General features: G+C 76.2%; 5 protein-coding genes. All 5 read left to right on the plus strand.

The genetic code is table 11. The features are described from left to right. Window positions 1-24 precede the first annotated feature (24 nt). From M8C11_RS01085 to M8C11_RS01105, 5 genes are read left to right on the plus strand one after another with little or no spacing between them, the layout of a single operon-like run. On the plus strand, window positions 25-20,349 hold the full coding sequence (locus tag M8C11_RS01085) for an SDR family NAD(P)-dependent oxidoreductase (RefSeq protein ID WP_252447863.1): 20,325 nt from the start codon (window positions 25-27) through the stop codon (window positions 20,347-20,349). After that, a complete protein-coding gene (locus M8C11_RS01090) occupies window positions 20,346-21,281 on the plus strand; it encodes an LnmK family bifunctional acyltransferase/decarboxylase (protein ID WP_252447864.1) in 936 nt (311 codons plus the stop codon). The genes M8C11_RS01085 and M8C11_RS01090 overlap by 4 nt, the downstream gene beginning before the upstream one ends. Next, window positions 21,278-21,526, plus strand: a complete 249-nt coding sequence (locus M8C11_RS01095) for an acyl carrier protein (protein ID WP_013476299.1) — start codon at window positions 21,278-21,280, stop codon at window positions 21,524-21,526. The genes M8C11_RS01090 and M8C11_RS01095 overlap by 4 nt, the downstream gene beginning before the upstream one ends. Then, the gene (locus M8C11_RS01100) at window positions 21,523-22,758 is read left to right on the plus strand and encodes a hydroxymethylglutaryl-CoA synthase family protein (RefSeq protein ID WP_252447865.1); all 1,236 of its coding nucleotides are present in this window, start codon (window positions 21,523-21,525) and stop codon (window positions 22,756-22,758) included. Before M8C11_RS01095 ends, M8C11_RS01100 begins: the two co-directional genes overlap by 4 nt. Continuing rightward, window positions 22,755-23,948: an alpha/beta fold hydrolase gene (locus tag M8C11_RS01105; RefSeq protein ID WP_252447868.1), complete on the plus strand. Its 1,194-nt coding sequence runs from the start codon at window positions 22,755-22,757 to the stop codon at window positions 23,946-23,948. The genes M8C11_RS01100 and M8C11_RS01105 overlap by 4 nt, the downstream gene beginning before the upstream one ends. Window positions 23,949-24,053 lie beyond the last annotated feature (105 nt).

Here is a 24,053-nt window from a genome sequence, read left to right on the forward strand (position 1 = left end):
CAGCGAACCGGAGGCAGGTTCCCGATGGCCGACGTCCAGAGCCGGTTCCGGCTCACCCACGACGACTTCGTCATGCGGAACCACCGGCTGCACGAGGTGTCGGTGCTTCCCGGCGTCGTCTTCTTCGACCTCGTCTACCGCACCGCCGTCGCGGCCGGCTGGGACCACCGGCGGCTCTGCGTCCGGGACACCGTGCTCGCCGAGGCGATCGTCACCACCGACGGCTTCGACCGCGAGGTCGTGCTCACCATCGGCGAGCAGCGGGACGCCGGGCGCCCGTTCACCGTACGCAGCCGCTGGCTGCGCGGTGACGACCCGGTGTCCGGCTGGCACGACAACGCGCACGGGCTGATCTGCTTCACCGACGAGCCGGTCCCGCCGCCGCTCGACCTGGCCGCGCTGCGGGCCGCCGCGGACCGGCACGACGACGTGGACGTGCTCTACCAGCGGGCGGTACGGGAGAACATCCGTCACGGCCCGGCGATGCGCTGCCGCGGCACCCTGCACATCGGTGGCGGCGCGCTCCTGGCCGACCTGACCCGCGAGCAGCACCCGGGGGCCACAGCCGCCGGGTTCCACCTGCACCCGGCCTCGCTGGACGCCTCGACGCTGGCCGGGTTCGGGCAGGTCGAGATGCCGACCGACGACCCGTTCGTGCCGATGTTCGTCCGGGAGTTCCGGGCGCCCGAGGCGCTGCCGCCGACGTGTCACGTCCACGTACCGCGCCCGGAACGGCTCGCGCCGTCCGGCGACGTGATCACCACCGACTACACGATCCGCGACGAGCACGGCCGGTTCCTGGCCGGTTTCACCGGCCTCACCTGCAAGCGCATCCGCGAATCCGGGCTGGTGCGCCGGCTGCTCGCCGACGTGTCGGCCGACGCCGCACCGGTCCGGCCCGCCACCGGGGCGTCGGCCATGGCGCCCGGACAGCCGGCGGCGTCCCCGCCCGGTGCCGCGAACGGCTTCACCGACACGCTGCGCGCCGCCGTCGCGGACATGCTCGGCCGGCCGCCCGCCGAGGTGGCGACCGGGGCCGGGTTCTACGACCTCGGCTTCGACTCGGTCGCGCTGCTCCGGCTCACCGAGCGGGTGGAGCACCTCGTGGGCCGCAAGCTCTACCCGACGCTGCTGTTCGAGCACACCACCATCGACGCGCTCGCCGCGCACCTGTCCACCGGGCCCGCCCCGGCCGTCCCTCCGTCGCCCGACGCGCCGGTGGCCGACGCGGCCCCGGCTCCGGCCGTCCCCGAGCCGGCGGTGCTGTCCTTCGTCGACGCCTGGGTGCCCGCGGATCCGGCGCCGCCGGCCGCCCGTACCCCGGAGGCACTGGTCGTGGGCGGCGTGCTCCCCGCCGGGCTCGCCGCCGCCCACGTGGACTCCGTCGACCGGCTCCGTGACGTCCCTGACCTGCCGCCCGCCGTCGTCCTGCTGTCCGGCGACCCGGCCGCCGACCTGTGGCGCGCCGCCACCGCCCTCGTCGACGCCGGACCGCGCGACCTGCTCGTCGTGCACGCCGGCGAACCCACGGCCGAGCAGGCGGCGACCGCGGCGCTGGCCCGTACCGTGACCGCCGAGGTCCCCGGCCTGCGCTGCCGGTTCGTCCAGGTCGAGCACGCCCGCGACCTCGCCGCCGCGGTACGCGCGGAGCTGCGCGCGGCCGACGCCGAGCCGGAGGTCCGCTACGTCGGCGGCCGGCGTCTCGTGCGGCGCTGGCGCGAGGTGGACCTGGCCGTCGAGGCCACCGGCGGGGAGCCGTTCCGCGACGGCGGCGTCTACCTCGTCACCGGGGGATCCGGCGGTCTCGCCGCCGTCCTCGCGACGCACCTCGCGCGCCGGCACCGGGCCCGGATCGCCCTGCTGTCGCGCACCGCGCCCGCGGCGGCGCTCGTCGACCGGTGCCGCGCCGCGGGCGCCGAGGTGCACGTCGCGATCGCCGACGTCACCGACGCCGCCGCCGTGGACGCGGCGGTGGCCGGCGTACGCGAGCGGTTCGGCCGGATCGACGGGGTCCTGCACTGCGCCGGCGTCACCCGGGACGGGCTGTTCTTCCGCGGCGACCCGGGTGACCTCGCCGCCGTCGCCGCCGCCAAACTCGACGGGCTCCGCCACGTCGACGCCGCCACCGCCGGTGACGCGCTCGACTTCCTGGTCGCCTTCTCCTCCGCGTCGGCCGACGTGGCCAACCCCGGCCAGGCCGCCTACGCGTACGCCAACGCCGGCCTGCGGCACGTCGGACGCCGGGGCCGCGGCCGGACCGTCGTCATCGGCTGGCCGTACTGGGCCGAGGGCGGCATGCGTGCGCCCGCCGACGCCCTGCGCCGCTCGACCGAGCGCACCGGCCAGGAGCCGATGCCGACCGGGACCGCGCTCGGTGTCCTGCGCGACGTGCTGCGCGGTCCGTACGACGCGGTCCTGGTCCTGCACGGGCAGGCGGACCGGTTGCGGGAACTCGTACCGGCCGCGGGTGAGGCTGCCACCGAATCCGTCACCGTCCCGGGCCCGGCCGTCCTGTCCGACCGCGGACCGGCCGTCGGTGACTCGGCCGTGGGCGTACCGGCCGTGGGCGAGCCGGCCGACGACCCGGTCGCGGTGGTCGGCGTGGCCGGGCGCTACCCCGGCGCGGACGACCTGGACGCGTTCTGGCGCAACCTGGCCGGCGGGGTCGACGCGATCACCGAGGTGCCCGCCGGCCGCTGGGACCACGCGGCGCTGTTCGACCCGGAGAAGGGCACCCCGGGACGCACGTACGGCCGGTGGGGTGGCTTCCTCGACGGCGTCGACCGCTTCGCGCCGGCCTTCTTCGGGGTGTCCCGGCGCGACGCCGAGCGGATGGACCCCCAGGAACGGCTGTTCCTCACCACCTGCTGGCACGCGCTGGAGAACGCCGGGCATCCGCCCGAGAGCCTGCGCGGCGAGGTCGTCGGCGTCTACGCGGGCGTCATGTGGAACCACTACCAGCTCGTCGGCGGGGCCACCGACGGCGTCGCCCCGACCGCCATGCACTGCGCGATCGCCAACCGCGTCTCGCACACCTTCGACCTGACCGGGCCGAGCCTGGCCGTCGACACCGCCTGCTCGTCGTCGCTGACGGCCGTGCACCTCGCGGTCGAGAGCATCCGGCGGGGCGAGTGCACGCTCGCGCTGGCCGGCGGGGTGAACGTGACAGTGCACCCGCAGAAGTACCTCCAGCTCGCGCAGGGCCAGTGGCTGTCCACCGACGGCCGGTGCCGGGCGTTCGGCGCCGACGGCACCGGCTACGTGCCCGGCGAGGGGGTCGGCGCGGTGCTGCTCAAACCGTTGTCGCGGGCGCTCGCCGACGGCGACCACGTGTACGGCGTCATCCGCGCGACGTCGGTGAACCACACCGGACGTACCGCCGGGGCCACGGTGCCGAGCCCCGGTTCGCAGGCCGCGCTCGTCCGCGCCGCCCTCGAATCGGCCGGCTGGACCCCCGCCACCGTCGGCTACGTCGAGGCCCACGGCACCGGCACCGCGCTCGGCGACCCGATCGAGGTCGAGGGCCTCCGGCAGGCGTTCGACGGTGCGGACCTGCCGGCCGGGGCGTGCGCGATCGGGTCGGTCAAGTCGAACATCGGGCACCTGGAGGGCGCCGCCGGCATAGCCGGGCTCACGAAGGTGCTGCTGCAACTGCGGCACCGCGCGCTCGTGCCGTCGCTGCACGCCGAGGAACTCAACCCGCACATCGACTTCGCCGCCGTGCCGCTGCGGGTCCAGCGCACGCTGGAGCCGTGGACCCCGCCGCCCGGCGTCCCGCGGCGGGCCGGCGTCAGCGCGTTCGGCGCCGGGGGCACCAACGCGCACGTGCTGGTCGAGGAGTTCGCCCCCGCCGCCGCACCCGCGCCGGACGGGCCCGCGCTCGTGGTGCTCTCCGCGCCGACCGCCGGGACACTGCAGGCGTACGCGGGCGCGATGGCGGCCGGCCTGCCGGCGTCGACCGGCCCGGCCGCGGCGGTGGCCGACCTTCTCGGCGTACCCGAGGAGGCGCTGGAACCGTCGGCGACCCTCGGCGACCTCGGGCTCGACCCGGCGCGGCTGGCGGACCTGGTCGGGGTGGAGGCGATCGGCCGGCTGAGCGTGGCCACGCGCCTCGACGAACTCGCCGGGGACCGCGGCGTCCGCGACATCGCCTACACGACGCAGGTGGGACGGGCGCCGCAGGCGGTCCGCATCGCCGTCGTGACGTCCGGCACCGACGCGCTGAGTACCGCGCTGGAACGCTTCGCCCGGGGTGAGGACACCGCGGACGTGGTGACCGCCGGCGCGCCCGCCACCGGCGATCCGGTGGCGGCGTTCCGGGCCGGTGACCTGCACGAGGTGGCGCGGCACTGGGTCGGCGGCGGCGCTGTCGACTGGTCCGCCTGCTACCCGGACGGGCATCCCCGCCGCGTTCCGCTGCCGACCTGCCCGCTGCCCGAGGAACCGTGCTGGCTCGGCGGCTGGGACGCCGCCCGCGCCGGCACGCCCGTGGCCGGCACGGCCGGTACGCACGTGACCCGTGCCGACGCGCACGTGGCCGACGCCGGCGCGGCCGGTACGCAGGCGGTTCGCACCGGCTCGGTCGACGCGGTCCGAGCCGGGACGGGCGGCGACGCCGCGCCGGCGGCGGGCGCGCCACCGGCCGTCGACGGCGACGTGGTCGTCCCGGACGGGCCGGAACTGGAGTTCCGCGTCCTGGACCAGGGCGTCGCGCTGGTGTCGATGCGCGCGCCGATGTTCACCGACGGGCTGCTCGCGGCACTGGGGGACACGTTCGCGGAGATCGAGCGGCGCGACGACGTACGCGCCGTGGTGATCACCGGCCACGGCTCGGTCTTCAGCATGGGCGGCACGCCCGAGGCCCTGCGGGCGCTGGCCGAGGGCGAGGGCACGTTCACCGACGCCGCGCTGGTGTACGAGGGGATCCTGCGGTGCACCCGGCCGGTCGTCACCGCCGCCGCCGGGCACGCCTCCGGCGGGGGACTGGCGTTCGCCTGCTACGGCGACGTGGTCGTCCTCGGCGACACGTCGGTGTACAGCGCGAACTTCACCCGCTACGGATTCACCCCGGGCATGGGCGCCACCTACATCCTGGAGCAACGCCTCGGCCCGGCCCTGGCCGCCGAGATGATGCTGACCGGACGGTCGATGACCGGCGCCGAGCTGAGCCGGCGCGGAGCCGGCGTGACCGTGCTGCCGCCGCACGAGGTCGTTCCGGCCGCGCTGGACCTGGCCCGGTCCATGGCGGACAAGCCACCGGCGGTGATCCGGTCGCTCAAGAACGAACTCGCCGGCCGGATCCTCGACCGCCTGCCCGACGTCATCGCCAGCGAGGTCCGCATGCACGGCAACGTCCTCGGCGCGGAGTCCGCCGCCCTGGTGCGGGAGCACTTCACCAAGGTCGACGACTTCCGTAGCCGGGCGACGCCGGCCGCGCAGCCGGAGCCCGGCCCGGACGACGGGACGGTGAGCGACGCGGTGACGGAGATCGTGGGCGCCCTGCTGTACCTGCGCCCGGACGAGGTGCTGCCGTCGCGTACCTTCGCCGACCTGGGACTGGACTCCATCGGCGCCGTCGAGCTGGTGCGGGACCTCAACCGCCGGTTCGGCACCGACCTGGACTCGGCCGCCGTGTACGACCACCCCACGGTGCCCGACCTCGCCCGGGCGGTGCGGCGCAACCTGGCCGAGTCCGCCTCGCTGCGCGCCCAGGCCACCGCGCCCCCGGCACCGTCCGTCGTGGACGAACCGGTCCCGGCCGCCGCGGGCCCGCCGCCACTTGTCCTGACCGCACCCGCCGCGGCGCCCGGGACTGCCCAGGCGCCCGGGAGCGCCCCCGCCACGGCGTCGGAGCCGCCGCCGCTGACGTTCGCCGTCCGCCCGCCGTCGGTGTCGCCTTCCCACGCGGAACCGGCGCCGACCGGGATGCCGGCATCTGCGGCGACGCCGCTACCGGCATCGACCGCAGGACCGGCACCGGCTGCGGCCGCGGCACCGGCACCAGACACGTCGCCGGACGCGCCCACCGCGATCGCGGTGATCGGCATGGCCGGGCGGTTCCCGGACGCCCCGGACCTCGACACGTTCTGGGACAACCTCGCCGCCGGCCGGTCCGCCATCCGGGAGGTTCCGCCCGACCGCTGGGACCTGACGGAACTGTACGACCCGGACCCCGCCGTATCCGGCCGCACCCGCAGCCGGTGGGCGGCGCTGCTGGACGACGTGGACGCGTTCGACGCCGGGCTGTTCCGCGTCTCGCCGCTCGAGGCCGAGGCGATGGACCCGCAGCAGCGGATCTTCCTGGAACAGGCGTGGGCGGCGCTGGAGGACGCCGGGTACGCCGGGCGGCCGATGCGGTGCGGCGTCTTCGTCGGCTGCGGCGCGGGCGACTATCCCCGGCTGCTGGAGCGGCACGGCCGCGGCGACACCAGCGAGGCGTTCCTCGGTGGGGCCAGCTCGATCCTGCCCGCCCGGATCGCGTACCTGCTCGACCTGACCGGCCCCACGATGGCGATCGACACCGCGTGCTCGTCGTCGCTGACGGCGGTGCACCTGGCCTGCGAGAGCCTGCGCTCCGGCGACTGCGACACGGCGCTGGCCGGCGGCGTCGCCGTCATGTGCACGCCGCAGATGCAGGTCTGGACCAGCCAGACGGGGATGCTGTCGCCGACCGGCCGGTGCCTGCCGTTCGACGCCGCCGCCGACGGCATCGTGCTCGGCGAGGGCGTCGGCGTGGTCGTCCTCAAGCGGCTGGACCGGGCGCTCGCCGACGGCGACCACGTCCACGGCGTCATCCTGGCCGGCGGCGTGAACGGCGACGGCCGCACCAACGGCATCACCGCGCCGAGCGCGGTCTCCCAGGCCCGTCTGCTGCGTGAGGTCCACGCCCGGGCGGGCGTCGAGGTCGGGTACGTCGAGACGCACGGCACCGGCACCGCGCTCGGTGACCCGATCGAGGTCAAGGCGCTGGCCCAGGTCGTCGGTCCGCACTGCCGGATCGGCTCGGTCAAGGCGAACATCGGCCACACCACGATGGCCGCCGGTGTGGCCGGCCTGATCAAGGTGCTGCTCAGCCTGCGGCACCGGCAGTTGCCACCGACCCCGCACGCCACCGAGCCGATCCCCGGGCTGCCGGTGGTGCGGGAACTCACCGGCTGGCACGACGACCGGCTGGTCGCCGGCGTCAGCTCGTTCGGCTTCAGCGGTACCAACTGCCACCTCGTGGTCGCCGAGGCGCCGGCCCCGTCGGCGAGCACCGGCACCGGGCCGGTGGTGGTGCCGGTCTCGGCCCGGACCGCGTCCGCGCTGCGGGACCTGACGGACCGGCTGGCCGAGCGCCTGCGTACCGAACCGGCCGACGTCCACGACGTCGCCGCCACCCTCGCGCGGGGCCGGGCGCACCTGGCGGTCCGGGCCGCGTTCGTCGCCTCCGACACCGCCGACCTGGTCCGGCAGCTGGCCGGCGGGCCGCCCGCGCCCGACGCGCCGAACGATCTGGTGGCGCTCGCCGAACGCTGGGTGGCCGGCGCGGACGTGGACTGGACGGCGATGCCGGCCGGCCGTCGCGTCCCGCTGCCCACGTACCCGTTCGCCCGCGACCGCTTCTGGACCGGCCGCGACCGGCGGGAGACCGCCCTCACGCCGGCCGACCCGCTCGTGGCCGACCACACGCTGCACGGCGTCCCGGTTCTGCCCGGCGCGGCGTTCCTGCGCCAGGCCACCGCCGGTGGGTCGGCCCGCGCCGCCGACGTGACCTGGCTGCGGCCCGTCGTGGTCACCGGGCCGGTGACGGCTGTCGTCACCCGGGACGACCGGATCACCCTCACCGTGGGCGGGGTGCCGCACGCCGTCGCCACCCGCCGCGCCGCCGACCCGGCCCCGCCGGGCCGGGTGGACCTGGCGTCCGTCGAGGCCCGCTGCCCCGGCCGCCGTCCGGTCGACGACCTGTACGCCGGGTTCGCCCGGGCCGGTCTGCGCTACGGGCCGTCCTTCCGGGTGCTGACGGAGCTGCGACTGGGCGCCGGTGAGGCGCTCGGCACGCTCACCGGCGACGGCGACGTCCAGCTGCTCGACGGGGCGTTGCAGGCGATCGCCGGGGTCGCCGATCCCGCGGACCGGATGCTCGTCCCGTTCGCCGTCGAGTCGGCCTTCGTCGCGGACCGGCTGCCCACGACCGCCCGCGTCCACGTGGTACGCCGGGACGGCGGACGGTTCGACGTGGTGGTCACCGACCTGACCGGCGACGTCCGGGCCCGGCTCGACGGTGTCGCGCTGCGCCCCTACGACCCGTCCGGCGCCACGCCCTCCGCCGCCGAGAGCCGGCCGGTCGCGCCGGCACCACCGGCCGCCGGGGAACCGGACCTGCTGTACGTGCCGGCCTGGCGGCCGGCCGGTGCACCCTCCGGAGCACCGCCTGCCGGGCGGGTCCTCGCCGTGCACACCCCCGGCGACGCCGCGCTGGCCGCCGCCCTCGGCGCCGACGACACGCTGCCGCTCGGCGAGCTGCCCACCGGCCGGTACGACACCGTGTACGTGCTCGCCCGCACGGCCGATCCGGCCGCCCCGCCGCACGACGACACCGCGACGCTCGACGCGTTCCGCCTGCTGCGCCGGCTGCTCGACCTGGGCGCGGACCGGGGGCCGCTGACGCTCACCCTCGTCGTGTCCGGGGTGGCCGGTCTGCCCGGCGAGCCGGTCCACCCGCACGCCGCCGGCCTGGCCGGCCTGGCCAGCGCGATCGCCGCCGAGTACCCGCAGTGGCGGGTCACCTGTGTCGACGCCGGTCCCGGCGACACCACCCCGGCCGACGCGATCCGCCGCGAACACGGCACCGACCGGTTCGTCGCGCTGCGCGGTGACCGCCGCCTGGTCCGGCGCCTGGAGCCGGTGGCCGGGCCCGCGGACGCGGCGCCGCTGCGCGACGGCGGTGTCTACCTCGTCGTGGGCGGCACCGGCGGCATCGGGTTCGAAGTCAGCCGTCACCTCGCCCGGACCCGGCGTGCCCGGCTCGTGTGGCTCGGCCGGTCCCCGCAGGACGAGCGGATCCGGTCCCTGGTGACGCAGATCGAGGCGCTCGGCGGGCAGGCCGTCTACCTGCGCGCCGACGTCACCGACGCGGTCGCGGTCCGCCGCGCGGTGGCCGAGGCGCGGCAGCGGTTCGGGCCGGTCGACGGCGCGTTCCACGCCGCGCTCGTGCTCCGTGACCGTGCCCTGTCCGCGATGGACGAGGCGGCGTTCACCGAGGTGCTGCGACCGAAGGTCGCCGGTGTCGGCGTGCTCGCCGACGCGTTGGCCGGCGAACCGCTGGACTTCCTCGCGCTGTTCTCCTCGGCGCTGTCGTTCGCCCCGGCCCCGGGGCAGGCCAACTACGCCGCGGCGAGCACGTTCGAGGACGCGTACGGGCTCGCGCTGCACCGCCGCGGACAACCGGTACGCGTGGTCAACTGGGGCTGGTGGGGCAGCGTCGGCGTGGTCGCCGACCCCGGATACGCGGCCCGGTTCGCGGCGCTGGGCATCGGCTCGATCGAGCCGGCCGAGGGCGTCGCCGCGCTGGAGCGGATCCTCGCCGGCGCGCACCCGCAGGTGGCAGTCCTCAAGGGCACCAGGGACGGGCTCGCCGCGCTCGGCGTCCACCCGTCCGCGCCCGCCGCCGACGCCGCCGTCACCGCAGTGTCGGGCCCGCCCGCCACGGGAGGCGCCGCCGGGGACACGGACCCGTCGCTGGACCGGTCCAGCGCGGCCTTCCGTACCCTCGACGGGCTGGCCCGCGACCTGCTGCGCGACCGGCTCCGGGACCGCCGCCCCGCGCCGGCCTCCGGGCCGCTGGCTGCCGCCGTCGCCGCCGCCGTGTCCGCGCCCCCGGCCGGTATGTCCACCGCCGGCGTGCTCGCCCGGCATCCCGACCTCGCCCCGCACGTGGCGTTGCTGGCCCGCTGCGTCGACGCGCTGCCCGGCGTCCTGGACGGCCGGACCTCACCGACCGAGGTGCTCTTTCCCGGCGGCAGCACCGACCTGGTCGCCGCCGTCTACCGGGGTCAGCGGGCCGCGGACTTCTACCACCGGCTGGTGGCGGCCGAGGCCACCGCCGTCCTGGACCGGACGGACGGGCCGGGCCGTGTGCTGGAGATCGGCGCCGGCACCGGCGCCGGCTCGGCCTTCGTCCTCGACGCCTGCCCGGGCGTACGGTACGACTTCACCGACCTCTCGACCGCGTTCCTCCGCGAGGCCGAGGACCGCTTCGGCGGACGCCACCCGGGCCTGCGGTTCGGTGTCCTCGACATCGAACGGGAACCGGCCGGGCAGGGCTTCGCGGCCGGCTCGTACGACGTCGTGCTCGCCACGAACGTGCTGCACGCCACCGCGGACGTGGTCCGCAGCCTGCGCCACGCCCGGTCCCTGTTGCGCCCCGGCGGGGTGCTGCTGCTCAACGAGGTCACCCGCGCCTCCGACTTCCTCACCGCGACGTTCGGCCTGCTGCCGGGCTGGTGGCGGTTCACCGACGCCCACCGGCGGCTGCCGCACTCCCCGCTGCTGTCACCGGCCGGGTGGCGCGCGGCGCTCGCCGAGGCGGGCCTGACCGGCCGGATCCTCGGCATGCCCGGTGTCCCCGGCGACGAGCAGGAGCAGTGCGTGCTCGTGGCGACGGCCGGTGCGCCGCCGGTGGACCGGGTGCCGGCCCGCGCCGCCCGGGACTACGTCCGCGCGGTCTTCGCGGAGGTCCTCAAGTACCGCCCCGACCAGCTCGACGACGACGTCACGTTCGACAACTTCGGCGTCGACTCGCTGGTCGGCCAGCACCTCGTACGCCGGTTCTCGGCCGACCTCGGCGACCTGCCGGCCACCCTGCTGTTCGAGCACCTGACGATCGAGCAGCTCGCCGACCACCTGGCCCGGGAACGGCCCGGCCCGCTCGCCGCCGTGCTCGGCGCCGCAGCGGTGGAGGCTGTGCCGGCGCCCGTGCACCCGGCGGAACCGGAGCGGCCGGCAGCCCCGGTCGCCCCGGCCCTCGCCGCCCGGGGCGACGCGGACGCGATCGCGGTCGTCGGCCTGTCCGGCCGTTACCCGGGCGCGCCGGACCTGGAACGGTTCTGGCAGAACCTGGTCACCGGCACCACCTCGATCAGCGAGGTGCCGCCGGAGCGGTGGGACTGGCGCGAACACTTCGACCCGCGCCGCGGCCGGCCGGGGCACACGTACAGCCGGTGGGCCGGGTTCCTCACCGACGTCGACCGGTTCGACCCCGGCTTCTTCGGCATCCTGCCGAAGGACGCGGCCGCGATGGACCCGCAGGAGCGGCTGTTCCTGGAGACCGTCTGGCTGATGCTGGAGGACGCGGGCGCCCTCGGGGGAGTGCTGCCGCGCGACACCGGTGTCTTCGTCGGCACCATGTACGGTTCGTACGGCCGCATCGCCGCCGCGCAGGGCTGGCCGGAGGGCCGCTACACCGACGGGCACTCGGCGTACTGGTCGATCGCCAACCGGGTGTCGTACACGCTCGACCTGACCGGGCCGAGCTTCGCCGTCGACTCGGCCTGCTCCTCGTCGCTGACCGCGGTCCACCTGGCCTGCGAGAGCCTGCGCCGCGGTGAGTGCTCGGCGGCCGTCGCCGGTGGCGTCAACCTGGTCCTGCACCCGGCGCACCTGATCGCGCTGTCGTCGATGACCATGTTGTCGGCCGACGGCGCCTGCAAGGTGTTCGACGAGCGCGCGGACGGGTTCGTGCCCGGCGAGGGCGTCGGCGCGGTGCTGCTCAAACCGCTGTCCGCGGCCCTGCGCGACGGCGACCGGATCTGGGGCGTCATCGAGGGCGGCTTCGTCAACGCGGGCGGCCGGACCGCCGGCTACACCGTGCCCAACCCCACGGCCCAGGCCGACCTGGTGGTCCGGGCGCTCGCCGCGGCCGGTGTGACACCCGGCGACGTCGGCTATCTGGAGGCGCACGGCACCGGCACGGCCCTCGGCGACCCGATCGAGATCGCCGGCCTCGGCCGGGCGCTCGGCACCGGGCTGCCGGACGGCCGGCGCATCCCGGTCGGCTCGGTCAAGGCCAACATCGGTCACCTCGAAGGCGCCGCCGGCATCGCCGGGCTGACGAAGGTGCTGCTGCAACTCGCGCACGGCACGATCGCGCCCTGCGCGAACCTGTCGACTGTCAACTCCCGCATCGACCTGTCCGGGTCGTTCCTGCTGCCGACGAGCGCGCAGCCGTGGACCGCGCCGCGCCGCGCCGGGGTCAGCTCGTTCGGGGCGGGCGGCGCGAACGCGCACCTCGTGGTCCGGGAGCATCCCGCGCCGTCGCCCGCGCCCGTCCGGCCGGGGCCGCACGTCGTGGTGCTGTCGGCGCGGACGCCGGAGCAGCTGCGGACGCTCACGGCCGCCGTGGCGGACCTGGTCGAGCGGACGCGCCCGCGCCTCGACCAGCTCGCGTACAGCACCCAGGTCGGGCGGGCGGAGTTCGACCACCGGCTCGCCGTCGTCGTGTCCGACATCGACGAGCTGGTCCGCCGCCTGCGAGCCGGCGAGGTCACCACCGGCACCGCCGGCACCGATCCGCTGTTCGACGGCGACGGCGGCGCCGAGATCGCCGCCGACCTGCTGCGCCGCGGGCGGCTCGACCAGTCGGCGAAGCTGTGGGTACGCGGTGTCCCGGTCGACTGGGCGGGCCGCTGGCCGGTCCGGCCGGGACGGGTGTCGCTGCCGCCGTACCCGTTCGACAGGCAGCGGCTGTGGCTGCCCGAGCCCGCCGGTACCGCACGGCCACCGGCGCCACCGTCCGTACCGGACGGTGACCGGACCGCCGACCGCCGAGACGTGTCGCCGAGCCCGGCGGTCACCGAGGCGGTGGCGCGGGCGAACGCCGTGCCCGAGGCGGCGGCGCCGGAGAACGCCGTGCCCGTGAAGACCGTGCCGGGGAGCGTCGTGCCGGAGACGGCGGCGCGGGAGACCGGCGTGCCCGAGACCGGCGTGCCCGGAACCGGTGCACCCGAGAGCGACCCGTGCGTGTACCTGCGGCCGCAGTGGCGGGCCGAGCCGCCCCCGCAGGGCGGGCGACCGCCGGCCCGCATCCGGGTCGTCGGCGAGGGCCCGACGTTCGGCGGCCGCCACGACCAGGCCGACCCGGACGTGGTCGTGGTGCACCTGCCCGCTCGTGCCGGCGGACTCGCCGACGAGGTGCGCGAGAGCCTGCACACGGTCCTGCGGACCGCCGTCGAGCTGCTCACCCCGGATCCGGCCGCGCCGCTGCGGATCGTCGTCGGCTGCCCGGACGAGCGGCCCGCGTACACCGCCGTGACGGCGGCGCTGCGCACGCTCGCGCTGGAGCACAGCGGCTTCTCCGGTGCGGTGGTCCGGGGTGGCGTGACCGCCGAGGCGGACCTGTGGCACGTCTCCGGGCCGCCGGAGCAGCGGGTGGACGACGTCCGCTGGAGCGGCGGCGTCCGTGAGGTGCGGCGGATGGTGCCGTTCCGGCCCGGCCCGGCCGTCCGGCGCACCGGCGGCGTGTACGTCGTGGTCGGCGGCACCGGCGCGGTCGGCCGGCACCTCGCCGTGCACCTCGCCGCGACCCGCGCGCCGTCGGCGGTGGTGCTGGTCGGCCGGACCGCGCCGGCCGACGACACCTTCGCGTTCGTCCGCGCGGACGTGACTGTCGAGTCCGACGTGCGCGGTGCCGTGGCCGAGATCCGCCGGCGCTACGGGCGCATCGACGGGGTGGTCCACGCCGCGGGCGTGCACGACGACGCCCGCGCCCTGACGAAGCCGGCCGCCGCCGTCGACGCGGTGCTGGCCCCGAAGGTGTTCGGCCTGCGGCACCTGGTGGACGCGCTCGGCCCGGAACCGCTGGAGTTCCTCGCGCTGTGCTCGTCGATCGCCGGGCGGACCGGCAACCTCGGGCAGGTCGACTACGCCTACGCCAACGCGTTCCTGGACGAGTTCGCCGCCGGGCGGCCCGGCACGGTGTCCGTCTGCTGGCCGCTCTGGGCCGACGGTGGCATGGCCGTGGACGACGCCACCCGGCGGTTGTTCGCGCGGCGCTGGGGGAGTGCCCCGCTGCCGACCGCCGAGGCGGTACGGGCGTTCGACCGCGTCGTGTCGGGCACCGAACCGGTGGTGGCGGTGCAGCGCCCCGCCGACGTCGCGCCGGAGGTGCCGCAGAGCGGCCCGGACCCGGAGCTGGACCTGGACGCGGAGCTGCGCGCGCTCGCCGCCGGGTTCCTGCTCGTCGAACCGGACGAGGTCGACCCGGACATCCAACTGCTCGACCTGGGCTTCGACTCCATCTCGCTGACCGGCCTGGTGAACGAGACGAACGAGCGCTTCGGCGTCGACCTGCTGCCCACAGTCCTCTACGAGCACCCCACGCTCGCGGCCTTCGGCGCGTACCTGCGCACCGTACTCCCGGCTCGTCCGGCGGCGGCCACAGTGGACGCCGGGCTCGCGGCGGACCGGCCCGGGGCGGCCGCCGCCGAGCCCGCGGCGGACCTGCCGGCCGACGCGGTCGCCGTGGTGGGAATGGCCGGGGTGCTGCCCGGTTCGCCGGACCTCGACGCCTTCTGGCGGCACCTCGCCGCCGGTGACGACCTCGTCCGCGCGGTCCCGGCCGACCGCACCGACCTGCTCGCCGACCCCGCCACCGCGGGCGTCCGCGCCGGTTTCCTCGACGACGTACGCTCGTTCGACGCCGACCTGTTCGGCATCGCGCCGCGCGAGGCCGCGCTGATGGACCCCCAGCAGCGGTTGTTCCTCCAGACCGCCTGGCAGGCCGTCGCCGACGCGGGCTACCGGCCGGCCGACCTCGCCGGCACCGACACCGGGATCTTCGTCGGCGTGTCCGCCTGCGACTACGACGACCTGCTCCGCGCGCACGACGTGCCGGTCGAGGCCCACACCGCGAGCGGCCTCGCCGACTGCATCCTGGCCAACCGGGTCTCCTACCTGCTGGACCTGCGCGGCCCCAGCGAGGCCGTCGACACCGCCTGCTCCAGTTCGCTCGTCGCGGTGCACCGCGCGGTACGGGCGCTGCTGGCCGGCGAGTGCTCGACGGCGCTCGCCGGTGGGGTGAACGTGCTGCTGAGCCCCGGCCTGTTCGTGGCGTTCCAGTCCTCGGGCATGCTCAGCGCCGACGGCCGGTGCAAGACGTTCGACGCGTCCGCCGACGGGTACGGCCGCGGCGAGGGCTGCGGCGTCGTGCTGCTCAAGCCGCTGCGCGCGGCGGTCGCCGACGGGGACCAGGTGATCGCCGTCATCCGGGGCAGCGCGGTCAACCACGCCGGCCGCGGGCCGTCGCTGACCGCGCCGAACCCGCAGGCGCAGGCACAGGTGGTCAGCCGGGCGTACCGGGCCGGCGGCGTCGACCCGGCCGACGTCAGCTACATCGAGGCCCACGGCACCGGCACCCGGCTCGGCGACCCGATCGAGATCGAAGGGCTGAAGAAGGCGTTCGAGGGCGTGGACGCCACGATCGCGGTCGGGACGGTGAAGACGAACATCGGCCACCTGGAGGCCGCGGCCGGCATCGCCGGGCTGCTCAAGGTGCTGCTGAGCCTGCGGCACGAACGGCTGCCGCGCACGCTGCACCAGCACCGGCGTAACCCGTACCTGCGGCTGGACGGCACCCCGTTCACAGTGCTGGACCGGGACGTGCCCTGGACCGGCGACCGGGTCGCCGGGGTCAGCTCGTTCGGGTTCGGCGGAACCAACGCCCACGTGGTCGTGCAGTCGCCGCCGCCGCTGCCGGCGTCCCCGGCGCCGGGCCCCTGGCGCCTGGCGCTGTCCGCGTCCGGTCCCGCGGCCCTGGCCGAGTACCGGCGCCGGGTCGCGGACCACCTCGCGGAGGGCGCCGACCTGGCCCGTGCCACGTACACGCTCCAGGTGGGACGCGACGCCCTGGCCCACCGGTTCGCCGCTGTGGTCGCCGACGCCGCCGAGGCGGTGGCGGTGCTGCGCGGCGACGCCCCGGCCCGCCTCGACGCCGAGACCGAGGCCTGGCTGGCCGGCGGTGACGTCGACTGGGCGGCGACCTGGGAGCACCGGCCGGCCCGGATCTCCGTGCCCGCGCCGCCGCTGGCGGCCCGGCCGTTCTGGTTCGACGAGGGCCTGGCCCGCGCCGCCGCGCCGTCCCGGCCCGCCCCGGCCGAGCCGCCCGCCCCGCATGTTCCGGCCGAGCGGCCCGCCCCGGTGCGGCGCACCGCCGCCGACCGGATCGTGCTGCGTGATCCGTCGGCCTTGCGCCGCAACGGCGCGGGCCGGCGCGCGTCCGCCGGCGCGGGAGCGGTGAACGGCGGACACACGCCGAACGGCGCGGCCCCGGTGGGCGTCCTCGCCCGCCCGGCCACCCGCCCGGCCGGAGCCGGTCCCGCCGCTACGGCGCCACCCGCCGCCGCTGCGCCACCGGCCGCGCCCGCGCGGACGAGCCCCGCGCAACCGCACGAGCACGTCGACCGGCCGGACCCCGCCGACCGACCGGACCCCGCCGACCCGCGGGGCCTCGTCGAACCGCACGGCCCCGCCGAGCAGCCGCGCCGCGCCGGCCGGCCGGCCGCCGCCGTCGTCGTCGTCCAGGAGCCCGCCGGTACGGTCCCGGCCGCGCCCGCGGAGGTGGCCGAGGCGGTACGGGACTGCGTGGCGCGGGTGCTCGGCGCCGACCGTACGGAGATCACGGCCGACCGGGCGTTCGCCGACCTCGGCCTCGACTCGATCTTCCGGATGGAACTGGCCCGGCTGGTGGTGGCCACGTTCGACGTGGAGATCACCGCCGCCGACCTGTACGAGCACGACACGGTCGAGGCGGTGGCGGCGCTCGTGGCCGCCGGCACGCGGGCACCACGCCCGGCCGCACCCGGCGACGGCGTCGAGGAGATCGTGGCCGGGGTGCTGGAGCGTCCCGTCGAGCCCGGGCGGACGTTCGCCGACAGCGGCCTCACCTCGTTCGACATGCTGCGGGTCGTCGGCGCCCTGGAGCAGCGTTACGGCGCGCTGCCCAAGACGCTGCTGTTCGACCACCCGACGATGGCCGACCTCACCGCGTTCCTGGCCGGGCGGTCCGCCGGGACCGGCGTCCGGACCGAGCCGGGCGACGGTTCGCGGGCCACCGGCCGGACGATCGAGAGCGGCGCCGAGGTCGACGGCGAGCCCGTCGTCGTCCGCAAGCGGACCTTGCCCGGCCGCCCGGCGCTGAGTGACCTCCTGGCCGACCTCGACCGCCGCCACGCCAAGGAGGGCGGGCTGGCCGGCCGGGACATCGCCCCGTACGCGTTCGTCGACTCTGAGCGGGCCGGCTACGTCAACTTCTCGGTCCGCGGCGACGACGTGTTCGCCTGGAGCTTCGTCGGGCACCACGACCACTTCCACGACCTCGTCGCGGAGTGGATGGCCTGGGCGCGGCGCCACGGTCTGCGGCCCAACTTCCTGTCCCTGGCCCACCTGACCGAGGTCGCCGGGGAACCGGTCACCGCGACCCCGTTCGGGGCGGTGCAGCGCCTGACGGACCTGGCCTCGTTCACCGTACGGGGCGGCCGGATGCAGCGGCTGCGCAGCCTCCTGCACCGGTTCGAGCGCGCCGGTGACTGCCGGATCGAGGAGTACCGGGCCGGCGCGTCGCCGGAGACCGACCGGCAGATCGTCGGTCTGATCGACTCCTGGGGCCGGCGCAAGCAGATGGTGAACCCGTACGTCGGCGTGGTCCGCGAGGAGATCGGCGGCGGCACGCTCGACCCCCGGCACCGGGTCTTCCTCACCCGGGTGGACGACGTCCTCGTCAACGCGGTCATCGTGACCCGGATCCCGTCCGAGCGGGGATACCTGCTCGACCTGGAGTTCTACGCCGACGAGATGCCCGCCGGCGGTCTGGAGTGGGCGATCGTCCGGATCATCGAGCTGACCGCCGCCGAGGGATGCACGTCGTTCAGCTTCGGGGCGAGCTTCGGCGTCGCCATCACCGAGTCGCCGAACGCCGACCCGGCGGTGGCGGACGCGCTGGCGGAGCTGCACTCGGTGGGCGTGTTCGGGCCCGGCAACTTCCAGTTCAAGAACAAGTTCCGGCCCGAGAACACGCCGATCTACCTGTGCCAGCCGGCGACCGGCGACCGTACGTCGGTCACCGACATCATCCTGATGATCGCCAACCCGGACCTCGTGGACGGCACCCCCGCCGGTCCCGCGCCGTCGTCGGACGCCGCCGCCGCGACGCCGCCGCGCGCCACCGCGCCGCCGGAGAGCGCCGTGCCGTCGGGCGCCGCCGCGCCGCCGGCGGACGCGGGACCGCCGCCGGACCCGGCGCTGCGGCCGGGACGTGCCGACCTGCTGGCCGCGCACGGGTACAACGCGCTGGCACTGCCGACCGAGCTGGTCCCCTTCGACCTGCTCACCGACTCCTGGGCGGAGCGGGCGGACGGTTTCGTCGCGGCCCGGACGCGGCTGCTCGCCGAGCGGCCCGCCCCGCCCGAGCTCACCGCGCACGACTGGCTGCCCATGCCCGAGGTGGTGCCGACCCGGTCGGGGCGGACGGCCGAGGAACTGCTCTGCCGCTGCCACCCCGGCCCGCGCGGTGTCGTGCTGCACGCCGCGGCCTTCCCGACCTGGCTGTCCACGCTCGCCGACCTCGGCTACGAACCGGTGGCCGTCGGAATCGGCCGGCTCGACCCGGAGACGATCGAGGCGTTCGCGGCCGAGCTGACCCGCCGGACCCCCGGATCGGTGTCGTTCGTGGTGGTGGAGGCGGCCAGCAACGCCGCCGGTGGCGTACCCGTCGAACCCGCCGCCCTCCGGGAGCTGCGCCGCGTCACCGCCGCACACGGGGTGCCGCTCGTCCTGGACGCCAGCCGCGTCGTCGACAACGCCGTCCGGCTCGCCGGCCCCGGCGGGGATCCCTGGACCGTGGTGCGGGACATGCTCGCCGTCGCCGACACGGCGACGCTCAGCCTGTCCAAGGACTTCGGCGTCACCGCCGGCGGGCTGGTCGCCACCCGCGACCCGGAGCTGGCGGCGCGGCTGCGCGAGCACGTGGCGCGGCGCGGCGCCGAGGTGGACCGGGCCACCCGGATGACGCTGCGGGCCGCGCTCGCGGACCGCGACGGCGTCACGGAACTGGTCCGGCGGCGCGTCGCCGCCGTCGCGGTGCTCCGCGACGGCCTGCGGGCGGCCGGCCTGCCGGTCGTGGACGTCGACGGCGCCCACTGTGTCCTGCTCGACCTCGCCCGGATGCCCGGACTGGCCGGTCAGGAACACCCCACGATGTCCGGGCTGGCCTGGCTCTACACCGGCGCCGGCGTCCGGGGCGGCCCGCACCTGGCCGTCGGCGGGCCGCTCGCCGGCACCGTCCGGCTCGCCGTGCCGGTCGGCTTCGGGCCCGACGACGCCGAGGCGATGGTGGCCGCCGTCGCCGCGCTCGCCGCCGCACCGGGCGAGGTTCCCGAACTGGTCACCGGCGGGATCCGCACGGCGGGGGAGGCGGCCCGGGCGGTCTACCAGCCCGCCGACCGGGTGCCCGAGGACGTCCGGCAGGCACTGCGCGACCGGGCCCCGGCCGACGACAACGGCACCGTGCTGCGGGAACACCAGCCGGCCGTACGCCGGCGGGTGGTGCCGGTGGCCGGCGCCCAGGTGGAGGTCTTCACCGCCGGCGACGGCCCGCCGCTGCTGCTCGCCCACCCGTTCAACATCGGCGCCGGCGTCTTCGCGCGGCAGTTCGAGGCGCTGGCCGGGCGGTACCGGGTGATCAGCGTCCACCACCCCGGCGTCGGGGCGAGCACCGCCTCGGCCGACCTCACCCTCGACGGGATCGCCGCCCTCCAACAGCGGGTGCTGCGGGAGATCGGGGTCGACGGGCCGGTCCACGTCGCCGGCGCGTCATTCGGCGGGCTGGTCGCGCTCACGTTCGCCCTCAACCACCCCGAGGACACCGCCTCGCTGATCCTGCTCGGCAGCTCCTACAAGATCGGCAACCGGGTCGGTGAGATCAACCGGCTGGCCGTGGTGGCGGCCCAGGACCTCGACCGCACGATCGAGGGGTCCGGCGCCGACCGGCTGCGGCACGAGCGGGCCGCCGTGGAGGCGCTGCTGCTGCGCTGCGAGAGCATGGACCCCCAGACAGGGCTGCGCTACCTCGACGTGTTCGCGGCCCGGCCGGACCTCCGCGCCCGGCTCGGCGAGCTGGACCTGCCGGCGCTCGTGGTGCAGGGCCGGCACGACACGGTCATCCCGTCGGAGACGGCCCGGCTGCTGCACCAGGGCATCCGGGGCGCCCGCTACGAGGAGATCGCCGACGCCGGCCACTTCCCGTATCTGACCAGCCCGCAGGAGTGCAACCGGATCCTGACCGACTTCCTGCGCGGCGCCGGAGGGGAGGGGTCGTGACCGTCCTGACTCCCGAGCTGGAACTGCTCGGTCCCGACGCGACGACGCGGACGACTGTGGTGCGGCCCGGCATGTGCGGGCCGGGGTCGCTGTTCGTCGGCCAGGTCGGCGACTGGACCTGGGACACCGTCAGCGCGCTCTGCGACACCAACGTCTACACCGCCCGCGACGCCGACGGGATGCCGACCTACCTGGCGTTCCACTACATCCACCTGCGCGGCGGCGCCGACCTGCACGTGCGCGGCATGACCTTCGGCGACGTGCTGCGGGTGGACTCGCGGTCCTTCGCCTCCGGCAGCGAGTCGGTGCTGACGCTGCACGAGATCCGGCGCGGCGACCGGCCGGGACGGGTCGTCGACCCGGACGAGTTCTACGCCCACCCCGACCCGGCATGCCTGTACGCGCAGAACTTCAACCGCTGGGTGGTCCGGGGCCCGTCGGGCGGCAACGGCGACCTGCGCAGCGCGTCCCCACCGGGGTTCCGCCACGCGCACCTGCCCGTGCTGCCCGCGCGGCACTCGCCCCGGCGCGCGTACGCCGAACTGCGCGCCCTCGGCGCCGAGCCCGACCCGCCCGACCCGCTGGACCGGCTGGCGCTGGACTACCCGGTCGACCCGAGCCGCGACCTCAACGGCGTGGGCCTGCTCTACTTCGCGTCCTACTTCTCCATCGTGGACTGGGCGTCGCTGCGGCTGTGGCGGCACCGCGGCGGCACCGACGCCGGTTTCCTCCGGCGGATCGTGCTGGACCAGCGGATGAGCTACCTCGGCAACGCCGACGTGGGCGCCGTGCTGCGGGTGCGGGTGTCCCGGCGGTCGGGCGGCGACGTGACCGGCGCCGACGAGACGGTCCGGGTGGTGCTCGCCGACCGCGACACCGGACGGCCGCTCGCGGTGGCCCTCGCGCAGACCCGGACGGAGGCGACGACGTGAGCGCGAACGACGAGGCGGTCCGGCGGGTGGTCCACGAGGTGATCACCGAGATCCTGCCGGCGGTCCCCGGCGACCGGATCCCGGGCGGCGCGCACCTGCGCGACCTGGGCGCCGACTCGATCGACCGGGTCGAGATCATCCTGGCCCTCCGGGAGCGGCTCGGCGTCGACGAGCCGCTCGGCAGCTTCAGTGACCTGCCCGACATCGACCACCTGGTCGCGTACCTCTGCGAGGTGACGGCATGAACGTGGGCATCGAGGCCCTGAACGTGTACTGCGGGGTGGCCTCCGTCGCGGTGCCGGTCCTGTTCGAGGGGCGCGGTCTGGACGCGACCCGCCTGGGCAACCTGATGATGACCGCGAAGTCGGTCGCGCTGCCGTTCGAGGATCCGGTCACGCACGCGGTGAACGCCGCCAAGCCGATCCTCGACGCGATGGACGAGGCCGACCGCGACCGGATCGAACTGCTGGTGACCTCCAGCGAGTCCGGCCTGGACCTGAGCAAGTCGATCGCCTCGTACGTGCACCGGCACCTCGGGCTGAGCCGCCGCTGCCGGATGCTGGAGGTGAAGCAGGCCTGCTACGCCGCGACCGGGGCGCTCCAGCTCGCCTGCGGCTACCTCGCCGCCGGCCTGTCGCCGGGCGCCAAGGCGCTGGTGATCGCCACCGACGTGTCACTGGTGAACGAGAACGCCTCGTACACCGAGCCGGCCATGGGCACCGGCGCCGCGGCGGTGCTGCTCGGCGACGACCCGCGGGTGCTGGACGTGGACCTCGGGGCGTTCGGGACGCACAGCTACGAGACGTTCGACTCGGCGCGGCCGGGCCCGACGTTCGACGTCGCCGACGCGGACCGCTCGCTGTTCGCCTACCTGGACTGCCTGACGAACGCCTACGCCCACTACGCGGAGAAGGTGGCGGACGTCGACTTCGCCACCACCTTCGGCGGGCTGGCCATGCACACGCCGTTCGCCGGCATCGTCCGCGCGGCGCACCGCAAGCTCGCCCGCGAGCACCGGCTGCCGGACGCCGACGCGGACTTCGCCCGCCGCGTCGCGCCCGGGCTGGAGTACCCGCGGCTGGTCGGCAACCTCTGCTCCGGCTCGGTCTACCTGGCCCTGGCCAGCCTGATCGACCACCTGCGGCCCGACGAACCGGTACGGGTCGGGATGTACTCGTACGGCTCCGGCTGCGCCGCCGAGTTCTACTCCGGCCTGGTCGACGCGCGGTCCACCGCCGAGGTGGGCCGGATGCGCATCGGCGAGCACCTCGCCGGCCGGTGCGAGCTGACGTTCGACGAGTACAGGCGGATCCTCGCCGACAACGCCGACTGCCTCGTACCGGTGGCGGACAAGCGGATCGACCCGGGGCGGTACGCCGAGGTGCTGGACCGGGTCGCGGGCCCGCGCACGCTGCTCGCCTGCACCGGCGCCCGCGCCTACCACCGCACCTACGAGTGGATCGGGGCGGGCGCGTGACGCCGGGGCTGGACACGGCCGCCGCGCTGCTGGCGGCGGGCCCGCTGCTGCGGGTGCTGCCGCCACCGGTACGGGTGCGGTGCGCCGACCCGGCCACCGCCGCCGCGCTGGCCCGGCTGTGCGAACGGCTGGACGTGCCGGCGCCGACGCCGGTGACCGACGTCGCCGATCTCGGCCCGTTCGAGCGGGTGCTGAGCGCCCTGCTGGACCTCGACGCGAACCCGGCCCCGCGGGCGGCGGACGAGCCGCGGGTGGCCGCCGAGGCGCGCGAGCGGGACTTCACCTGCCGCTTCCGGCGCACCGACGTGCGTACCGGCGACGGGGCGGTGCTGCCGACGTACGCCGGCGGCGACCCGGACCGGCCGCCGGTGCTGCTGGTGTCCGCGTGCGGGATGCCCGCCCGGCTCGCGGAGGGCTGGGCCGACCGGCTGTCCCGCGACTTCCACGTGCTCGTCCCCGAGACCCGGGGCCTGTTCGCCGACGTGGACGGGTTCACCGGCGACACCGGCGTGGTGGCCCAGGCCGACGACCTCCTCGCGGTGCTGGACCGGTTCGGGCTGCGCCGCGCGCACCTGATCGGCCTGTGCGGCGGCGCGGTGCTCGCGGTCGTGGCGGCCGCGCGGGCGCCGGAGCGGGTGTCGTCGCTGAGCCTCTGGCACGGCGACTTCGACCTCGGCGGCGAGAGCCCGAAGACCGACCACCAGCAGAACCTGCAGGCTCTGATGGCGATGGCCGCCCGCAGCCCGCAGCAGGCCGCGGCGGTGCACGCGGTGCTCACCAACACCATGCTCGGCGTCGCCCCGCCACGGCTGGCGCACCTGGTCACGTACCCGTACGCGACGCCCGACCTGCTGCGCCGCTACTGCCGGCTCAACGGCGCCATCATGGGCACGGACCTGCGTCCGTACCTCGCCGGGCTGACCACGCGCACGCTCGTCGTCACCAGCGAGGACGACCACACGGCGCATCCCGCCGGGTCGCGGGCCGTGGCCGCCCGGATCGCCGGGTCCGTCCTGCACGTCGCCCCGCACGGCGACCACCTGTCGCTGTTCCACGCCGAGGACAGCCTCGTCGACCTCGCCGCGCGGTTCGTCGGCGGCGACGACGCCCTCGGCACACGATCTCCCGCCGAAGCCGGCCGGCGGGTGCCCCCCGTCCCGACGAGAGGTGGAGAGGAGGTGTTCCCATGACCAAGGAGACCGCGCCCAAGAAGTCGCTCCCGGTGCGCAAGCTGGAGTCCATCAAGGCCAGCACCGTCGCCCCGTGCGCGCCCGCGCTGAACTGAACCCGGTGAC

The sequence above is a fragment of the Micromonospora sp. CPM1 genome, from assembly GCF_023896895.1.
Taxonomy (GTDB): Bacteria; Actinomycetota; Actinomycetes; order Mycobacteriales; family Micromonosporaceae; genus Micromonospora; species Micromonospora tulbaghiae.